The sequence below is a fragment of the Streptomyces camponoticapitis genome (assembly GCF_014646115.1).
Lineage (GTDB): Bacteria > Actinomycetota > Actinomycetes > Streptomycetales > Streptomycetaceae > Streptomyces > Streptomyces camponoticapitis.
In genome coordinates, this window is sequence record NZ_BMMV01000054.1 from 1 (window position 1) to 7847 (window position 7847).

The window sequence follows — 7847 nt, forward strand, 5'->3', positions numbered from 1 at the left end:
TCAGGGCCATCGGCAAGCCCGGAAGATCTTGGTAGATAAAGAACAAGCCTAGGGCGTGTTTTGAAAGTTTCGTCTGGCTCACGGCACCTGGCACGCACGCTCGCCGCGTTGTCGGGTCGCCCGAGTACGCCCGGTACGAGGGCGATCCTCCGCCTTGCGATCGCACGCACCAGACGCCGTGAGCCCCGCCCTGCGGGCGGACGACGCCACTTTCAAAACACGCCCCAGGCCCTGTCCGCAGGCGGTGTCTCCGGCCGAGGACGGTCTTCTGCCACCTGTTCATCCCATTGACGTTAATCTGTCATTCTTTCGGGCGACGGTGAACTTTTGGGCCATCTGGCGGCAATTGACAGAAAGTCGCATTCCTCATCGCCGCGGCGGCGTTGATAGGAACGTGGAACCACGTGAACTCTGGGATCGGAACAGCGTCCTCGCCGAGGCCTTCTGCGCCAGCGACGAGCAGGTGCGGCAGGCCCAGGCCGTGCTGGACGAGGCACAGGCCGAACGGAGCCGTACGCTCGCCGCGTTCGCCGTCACCGTCGGCAACGACGGGGCCGTCGCGGATCTGATGGGCCTGAACGAGCGCGAAGTTCGGCTGGCGCGGCGCACGGTCGGCAAGACCAACGCGCGCAGCGTCGCGGAAGAGCTGCTGGACCGCTTCCCGCAGGCCAGCACACAGCCGATCCCGCAGGCGCAGCCGGCCACCCCGGCCGCACCGCCGCCTCCGCCGGTGGAGGAACCTTTCACCGACCAGACGTCCCACGTTTCCCCGCAGGCCCAGCCACCTCAGGCGAACCAGACATCACAGGCATATCACCATCACCAGACGGGCCATGGCGTTCCCGGCGAGGTCCATGTGCCGCACCCGCGCACCGAGTCCTCGCCGCTCCAGGAGATGGCCCACCAGGACTCGGCCTCCTCCGGGCTCCACATGTCCGAGGCCGAGGGCAACCCGGTGGTCTGGTCGTCAAGCATGGATTCGGTGCTGCTCTGGAGCTGGCAGTCCGGGTTGGACCTCCAGACGGTGGCCGGCGAACTGGGCCTGGACGTCCGGGCGTTGCTGCTGCGCGTACAGGCTCTGGCCGACGGCGGCATGCTGACGCCGACGTCCTCCCAGACCACCGAGGCGAACCGGTCGGGCCGGCACCGCAGACACTACGAAGAGGGCTACGCGTCGCTCTTCACCCCCACGGCCACGTTCCCCACGCAGGTCCACTACTGACGGCGCGCCGACAGCGCGAAGGGGGGCGGGCCGCCGACAGGCGCCCGCCCCCCTTCGTGCTGGGTACGTCCCCGGGGATCAGGCCCCCAGGATCGCCCGCAGGTCCGCCGCGTTCGACTGCGTCACCTTCCACAGCTCCTGCTGCCTGCCGTGCACGTCGGCCACCGACCCGGCGTGGTCGTCCAGCAGCCCCAGCGCCCGCTCGGTCAGCACCGAGCCGAGGTTCTTGTCATGGACCGAGACGCCCCACTCGGGGCGGTCGATGTCGCGGAGGAAGTACGCCATCTTCGGGTGCGAGATCAGCGAGATGATCGGTGTGCCGCAGCCGAACGGGATCATCCCCGCGTGGCCGCGCATGCCGATGACCAGCTTCGTACGGGCGTAGGTGTCCCTGATCGCGTCGTTGTCGAAGTCGTACATCGGGATGACCGGCAGCGACACGTCGTGCTCGCGCCGCAGGTCGAAGGCGATCTTCTCGTCGTCCAGCGAGTGCGCCACGCACTGGACCTCGGCGTGCCGGTCCAGCGCCCGTACCGCCTTCGCCATCTCGGCGAGGAAGTGCGCGTAGTCGTGGCCGAAGCGAAGCCCCGCCCGGTCGTACGCGGCGTTGATCATGACGGTGTTCTCGCGCTGCCCGGGAGCCGGGTCCGACCAGCCGTCGACCAGCTGCCGGGTGACCGTGGTCGGGCAGGGCTGGAAGCGCACCTTGTCGTGGAGCGAGGCCGGCAGCAGCGCGCGGACCTTCTCGATCGAGCCGTGGTTGCGGAGCGCGAAGAAGGCGCTGCGCTCGACCAGTTGGCGCAGCGAGGAGTTGAAGCGTCCGGCGCGGTAGGACTGGCCGTCGAAGGCGTTGAAGCCGACCGCGTACACGACGATCGGTACGTCGATGGCGTTCAGGTTCTCGTCGGGGACGTTCCACTGCCAGGCGCTGTTGCCGTTGGGCGCGGTGTCCGGGATGAAGAGTCCGCCGCCGCCGATGACCAGACCGCGACGGGCGTTGACGCGCTCCAGCGCCGCCTTGTCGAAGAGCCGGTGGGCATGGATGGAGTGCCACCGGCGGTCACCGGTCTCGGTGTCGGCGCCGCCGTTCGCACCGGTGCTGGTGCCGACCGCGAGCCGTACGGACTCCGGCAGCAGTTTGTCGCCCGCGTTGCCCTGCTGCGGCATGTAGAAGGCCACATGGGCGAGTTGGTCCTCGGGCCTGCCCTCGCGCGGGGCCGGCAGATCGTGGCCCTGGGTGCGCAGCCGCATCAGCCGGTTGGGCCGGTGCGTGGGGTCGACGGCCAGACCCTGCATGGCGTACGCGTGCGCGGCCGAGTCGTCGCCGTGGATCCAGGCGATCTGCGCGAGCCGCCCGAAGGAGGTGGCCGCGCGGACGGGCGAGCCCGCCGCGAGGTGCAGCTGGACCTTGGCCTCCTCGTAGCGGGAGACGCTCATCAGGGCGTGGCCGAGCACCTCGTGCGGCCAGGTGTCGTCGACCGGGATGTGCACGCTGCCGAGGATGTCGGCGGCTTCCTGGAACCCGCCGGCGTTGATGTGCGCGTGCGCGACCTTGCGGGCGCTCTCGACGTCCCCGGTGCGCGCGACGTGCTCGGTGCCGTACTTGACGACCAGGTCGTGGTGCATGGCGCCGGACACGGCCATGTACGCGGCGTAGAACTCCGCGTCGCTCAGCTCGAACTCGCGCCAGCGGTCCTCGGCCTGCGTGTAACCGGACTCGCCGCCCTGCCACGGCTTGTGGCGGCCGGTGAAGTGCAGGATCGCGGTGTCGTCGGGGACGGGCTTGTCGCCGGAGAGCCGCCGCTTGACGAAGTTGTAGCGCGAGTCGAGATGCACGAAGTCGCCGTCGAGCACCGAGTTGAGGATGCCCTGGTCGTGTTTGTCGAGCTCGTAGTCGCCGCTGCGTCCGGTGGCGTCGATCCGCGCGCAGAACTCGTCGCTCAGATACTCGCGCTGGATCACCAGCAGTCCGCTGTTGAGCTTGTGCTGCCCGTAGAAGAACTGCGGGACCGCGGCGAGACCCTCGCGCAATTGGAGCAGTTCGGACAGATCGCCGAGGACCACCATGTCGGTGTCGAGGGTGATGATCGTGTCGTAGTCGCGGAGCCGGAAGACGTCGAGGATGAAGTACGCCTTGCGGACCAGGTAGTTGTCCTGGTCGCCCTTCTCGTAGCTGTCGTAGCGCGCGGCATCGACCCGGTGGAACCGGACCCGTGGGTGCAGTGCCCGTATCGAGGCGACCGACTGGGGCCGCAGATCGTCGTGGAGGACGATGAAGTCCTCGCACACACCGGGGTTGGACAGCGCGAGGCTGCGCAGCAGCGCCAGGAAACCGGGCAGATAGTTCTCGTCGACGAACGACGCGAACGCAAGACGGCGTTTGCCTGTCAGGGCGTTGGCGGACAGCGGCGCGGTGGCGGCTGCGGCCGAGGCCGCCCCGACCGGGGCATGGGGGGTGGCGGTCATCGCAGGGAGATCCTCGTGTCGGTCACGCTCTGGGCGCGTTCCATGACCCACGCCTTTTCGCTGGTGTACTCGTGCACGGACGTGATGGGCATGCGCATCGCTTCCTTGATGCGGTACGCGCCGCTCTCGTAGAAGTCGAAGCCGATCAGGTCCAGCTTCGGGCTGGCGTCCAGGAAGTCCAGCAGCCAGAGCATGTTGAAGCCGCTGGTCGGGATGGCGGGCCACTCGTCGTTGCCGACGCGGCCGATGTTCCGCAGCGGCCAGCGCAGTGACTCGTCGTTGACGTAGCTCTGCGCGCCGGGGACGAGCCGGTTGCGCAGCGAGTTCTTCCAGTCGCCACTCAGGCCGCCGAAGATCAGCCGGGTGGTGACCTTCTTGTCCCAGTTGAAGCCGTGCTTGTGGATGGAGGCGTGGATGTCGGTACGCCTGCCGGTGGCCGCCGGGTCGATCTTGTACGAGTTGAAGCGGACCACCAGGTCGTACGCGTCGATCTCGGCCCCGAGCGAACCGCGCCCGACGCTCTGCGAGTTGGCGATCAGACAGATGGACTTGCCCGCGATCTGGTTGCGGAACTCGCCCAGGGTGAGCCACTGGACGTCGCCGAAGGTGGGGTCGGGGACCGGGCCGCGCTGCCGGTTCCGGCGCATCTCTCCGTAGAGCTCGGCCAGTTGGAGCACGTCGCGGTCGGCCGTGAGGGCGCCCGGACGGCTCAGCCGCAGGTCGAGGTACTGCCCGATGGACACCTGGAGGTCCGTCACCGGGCTGCCCTCGCCGCGCATCGCGAGCAGCGAGCCGATCAGCCGCGCCTCGGCGCCGGCGAGATCGCCCGCGTCGTGCAGCGCGACGCCGTCGGCCCAGACGTCGGTGGCGGGGCCGTCCGCGTACACCGAGGCCCCCGGGCAGCCGCGTTCGAGCAGCCGCAGGATCTCGTCCTGCTTCTCGCCGCCGGTGTGCAGGCCGGCGATCCGGGGGGCGACACCGAAGCCGTCCTCCTCGGTCAGGTCGAGATAGCGCTGGTACGCGGCGATGGTCGCCGACTCGTCGCCCATGGCCTCCAGCGTGCGGGCGCGCAGCCGCCAGCCCGCGCGCGAGTTCTTGCGCTGGGTCAGCACGGCGTCGCTGATGAGCAGCGCCAGCTTCAGCTCGTCGTCGTACCCGCACTCCAGGGACTTGTTGCCGACGGCCAGCAGCGCGTCCAGCAGCTCTCCGCTGAGCGAGCCCGTCGGACCTGCGACCACTTTCTTGGCCGCCCGCCGGATCAGCGGCGTGCTCGCGGGCGCGGCCTGGGCACTCTCGTCGGAGCCGGCGGCATGGGCGGCGAGTACCAGGCGCAGCTTCTCGGCGAGTTCACCGCGCTTGCGGTCGAGGCTGCCGACCATCTTCCCGCTGTGCACGGCGCAGGCCCGCAGGCACACGTCCAGCTCGGTCGGTGTGATCCGGTCCCCCCGACCCGGGGCTTGCCCGGCCCCGTCGGGCGGCCCGGCCGGGCCGTCCCCGTCGCGCGGCCTGAGCCATCGGTTGCGGACCTTCGTCATGGTGCTCCCAGCGTCTGTCTGCCCGCGATCAGGTTGCGGGTCGGCGACAGGCTAGGAAACCCGCGCGACGGGAAGGTGAACTGACTGCGTCGGCAGGAGGAACGCCGGGAGCCCGATACATGGTCGGGGGTGGAAACGGACCGGTCACGCGGGACCGTGGCCCGCACGGCCGACTGCTGAGACGGTCGCGGGCCGCGTGCCTCTCCTCCGTCGATGCCGAGTACCACGCGGCCTGGCACCTGACGGGTGAGATTTCAAGACCGCGAGCGGAACGATCGTCGTCGTCGCGGCGGCCGGTCCGGGGGGGGGAACGAAGCGTGGGTGGTGGGGAGTTCGGTGGGTATGAGATTTGTCGATGTGCCCGTCAGGGACGGGTCGGTGCTGCGGGGGATCCACTATCCGGCCGCCGATCCCGGCCCGGTGGTTCTCGTGATGACGCCGTACGGGGCCGATCGGTATCACCCGGCCGGGCTGTTCTTCTCCGGGCGGGGCTTCCACTTCGTGAGCCTCGACTCGCGGGGGCGCGGGGACTCCGACGGGGTCTTCAGGCCCTTCCACGACGACGGGGCCGACGGTCACGACGCGGTGGCGTGGCTCGCCGGGCAGCCCTGGAGCAGCGGGGACGTCGTCACCTACGGCGGGTCGTACAGCGGGTTCGCCCAGTGGGCCGTCGCCGGTACGCGGCCACCCGCCCTGCGCGCCGTAGCGCCCGTCGCGTCGGTGCACCCCGGTGTCGACTTCCCCATGGTCGGTTCCGTGCCGGCCTCGTACGCCGTGCAGTGGCTCGCCTTCAACCGTGGACGGCGGATGAACACCGGGCCGTGGAGCGACGACCGGTACTGGCGCGACACGCACCGCGATCTCGGTGACCGTCCCTTCCGGGATCTGGACGTCGCGTCTGTCGGGGAGCGGCTGCCCGCCTTCCAGGAGTGGCTCGACCACCCCACGTACGACGCGTACTGGGCGTCGTTCGTCCCGTCCGAGCCGGTCGGCGTCCCGGTGCTGGCCATCACCGGCCAGTACGACGACGACCAGCTCGGCGCGCTGACCTACGAGGAGCGGCACCCGGCCACCCATCTGGTGATGGGCCCGTGGGACCACGCCGGCACCCGCTCGGCGGCGCGCTCCTTCGGTGGGCTGACCTTCGCCGAGGACAGCGCGATCGATCTGCCCGCCCTGCACGCCGACTGGTACGACTGGGTACTCGCCCGGGGACCGCGCCCCGCCTTCCTCGCCGACCGGGTCGCGTACTTCCACATCGGCGAGGGATGGCGGCACGCCCCGGCGCTCCCCCAGGGGGCGTCACGCCCGCTGCGCCTCCCGGAGACCACGCTGACCCTGGACCCCGCGCTGGTGGGCGATGAACCGGACGGTTTCCGCGAGGAGTTGGGCGAGGACGCGTTCGTGCACATCGCCCCGGCGCACGACGTCTCCGGCCGCCCGAGCGCCGCCCTCACGCTCACCTCCGACCTGCCGGACTTCGACCTGCTGGTGGGCCTCTACCTGTTGCGGGACGACGCGACGCTCCTCGGCGAGGCGGTCTTCCGCGCCGGCCACCGCGACCTGACGCGACCCGTCGAGCTGACCTTCCCGTTCATCTCCCGCACAACGGAGCCGGGTGACCGCTTCGCGATCCGGATCCGTGCGCCGCACAGGCGTTACGAGACGAACAAGGCGGCGCGGGGGGAGGTCCGGCTGGGTCCGGGGTCGTACTTGACGCTCCCGGCGTCAGACCCGGGCCCGTGACGCGACCGGAAGTCCTGCGGCCCGAACCCGTACGATCCCTAGCTGTTCGGCGCTCGCCGGGCGTTGTGCACAACATCGCGAATGGACTGTCGTGCGGCGCGAACTCAAGACCATGACGGCGCTCGGGGCCGTCCTTCTGCTGGGGCTGCTCGGCGGCTGTTCCACGGAGGCGACCGACGAACCGGAGAGGAACGCGAAGGGGGACACCGCCGCACCGGCCGTGGAGCGGGGCGAATCGGTCGGTGCGAAGGGGTCCCCCTGCGAACTGCCCGCGATCTTCGACACGGCTGCCGGATGGACGGCGGAGGCGGTGACAGCTCCCGGGATGCCCGCGCAAGGACCGGTCACGCTGGCTTGCGAGATCGACGCCAAGCCGGTGGGTCATATCGGCTTCCTGCGCGTATGGACGGGCGGCAAGGCGGACGACGACCCGCGCAAGGCCCTGGAGGCCTTCACGGCCGCGGAGGCCCCGAGCCGGGAGGACGCCGCGTTCGAGGAGACGAAGGTGGGTCCGTACGACGGGGTGGAGGTCGGCTACCTCAACACCGGCGAGATGCTCGACGCGCCGAAGAAGGAGCGGGCCTTGGCGTTCGCCACTCCGGACGGTCTGGTCGTGCTGCACCTGGGAGGAGCCGACACCACGGAGCACGAGCAGATGCTGCCGGCGTTCGAGCTGACGAAGCGGAGCGTCCGCGCCGGTTCATGACCTGCTCGGCCCGAGGGGGCGCCGCAGGACCCAGCCCAGGCCTCAGCCCCCTAGGTTCTGTCGTCAAATGTCACGCCCACATCAGGAGTGATGCGAGGGTGACGGCTGCTTCGTAGGACTGGGCGGTTTTGTCATAGCGGGTGGCGATGCCTCGCCATTGCTTCAGGCGGTT

At 69.9% G+C, this 7847-nt stretch carries 5 protein-coding genes and 1 pseudogene; 3 read left to right on the plus strand and 3 right to left on the minus strand.

Annotated features, from left to right (window positions below):
* Positions 1-394 precede the first annotated feature (394 nt).
* Positions 395-1222 carry a hypothetical protein gene (locus tag IEY79_RS37925; RefSeq protein WP_229701455.1) on the plus strand — a complete coding sequence of 276 codons (828 nt, stop codon included), beginning with the start codon at positions 395-397 and terminating at the stop codon, positions 1220-1222.
* 78 nt (positions 1223-1300) lie between these two features.
* Here the strand turns inward: IEY79_RS37925 and IEY79_RS36860 are convergent, their stop codons facing one another.
* Positions 1301-3688 (minus strand): glycosyltransferase, encoded by a 2388-nt coding sequence (locus IEY79_RS36860; RefSeq protein ID WP_189112023.1) that lies wholly within the window; start codon positions 3686-3688, stop codon positions 1301-1303.
* Positions 3685-5223 carry a hypothetical protein gene (locus tag IEY79_RS36865; protein ID WP_189112024.1) on the minus strand — a complete coding sequence of 513 codons (1539 nt, stop codon included), beginning with the start codon at positions 5221-5223 and terminating at the stop codon, positions 3685-3687. The genes IEY79_RS36860 and IEY79_RS36865 overlap by 4 nt, the downstream gene beginning before the upstream one ends.
* Positions 5224-5565: 342 nt before the next feature.
* Between IEY79_RS36865 and IEY79_RS36870 the strand changes: the two genes are divergently transcribed.
* Together IEY79_RS36870 and IEY79_RS36875 are read left to right on the plus strand one after the other, a co-directional pair.
* The gene (locus tag IEY79_RS36870; RefSeq protein WP_189112025.1) at positions 5566-6969 is read left to right on the plus strand and encodes a CocE/NonD family hydrolase; all 1404 of its coding nucleotides are present in this window, start codon (positions 5566-5568) and stop codon (positions 6967-6969) included.
* A 91-nt stretch (positions 6970-7060) separates the two neighbouring features.
* A complete protein-coding gene (locus tag IEY79_RS36875) occupies positions 7061-7675 on the plus strand; it encodes a lipoprotein (protein ID WP_229701456.1) in 615 nt (204 codons plus the stop codon).
* A 70-nt stretch (positions 7676-7745) separates the two neighbouring features.
* Here the strand turns inward: IEY79_RS36875 and IEY79_RS36880 are convergent.
* Positions 7746-7847 (minus strand): annotated as a pseudogene (locus tag IEY79_RS36880) (IS5/IS1182 family transposase); the annotation flags it as partial.

Bases quoted from the DNA above. Each gene is read 5' to 3' on its own strand.
- IEY79_RS36860 (WP_189112023.1), bottom strand. From the start codon at position 3,688: ATGACCGCCACCCCCCATGCCCCGGTCGGGGCGGCCTCGGCCGCAGCC.
- IEY79_RS36865 (WP_189112024.1), bottom strand. From the start codon at position 5,223: ATGACGAAGGTCCGCAACCGATGGCTCAGGCCGCGCGACGGGGACGGC.
- IEY79_RS36870 (WP_189112025.1), top strand. From the start codon at position 5,566: ATGAGATTTGTCGATGTGCCCGTCAGGGACGGGTCGGTGCTGCGGGGG.